Origin of the sequence: Deinococcus rhizophilus, from assembly GCF_030271215.1 — a bacterium.
Taxonomy (GTDB): Bacteria; Deinococcota; Deinococci; order Deinococcales; family Deinococcaceae; genus Deinococcus; species Deinococcus rhizophilus.
In genome coordinates this window covers 1-419 of sequence record NZ_JASNGB010000412.1, presented here as the reverse complement: position 1 = coordinate 419, position 419 = coordinate 1, and the positions used below count along the sequence as shown (strand labels likewise).

The following is a 419-nucleotide window of genomic DNA, read 5'->3' as shown; positions in this document are numbered from 1 at the left end:
GACCAGCCAGCGCTCGGCCACCCGGCGCAGGGGCACCACGACGTCTCCCTCCACCTCCAGCGGGTACTCGAGGGCGAGGTCGTTGAGCGCCCGCACCAGGGCGAACTTGTAGGAGTTGGTCTTGGCCTCGTGGCGCAGCAGGGCGGCGAGCAGCGCCTGGCCGTCACCCACGGTAGACCTGCTCGGCATGGAACAGCAGCCGCTCGTGGGACACCGGCCGGAACCCGCGTTCGGGCGCCGCCAGCGCCTGCCCCTCGAGGGCGTAGTAGTGCCGGCCGTTGTCGAACTCTTCGCGGATCCGGGGACTGACGATCAGGCGGCGGTCGTCGGGGTCGACGGTGACATAGCCCTGGTCGTAGAGCCGGTGCAGGTCACTGCGCAGCAGCAGCCCGTTCTCGACCGCGTGCGGGCCACCCTGG

At 71.1% G+C, this 419-nt stretch carries 1 protein-coding gene; it reads right to left on the bottom strand.

All coding sequences use genetic code 11. The features are described 5' to 3' along the window. Positions 1-163: 163 nt before the first annotated feature. Positions 164-419: HNH endonuclease (locus tag QOL99_RS17620; RefSeq protein WP_285525703.1), on the bottom strand; the 256-nt coding region annotated here is incomplete at its 5' end.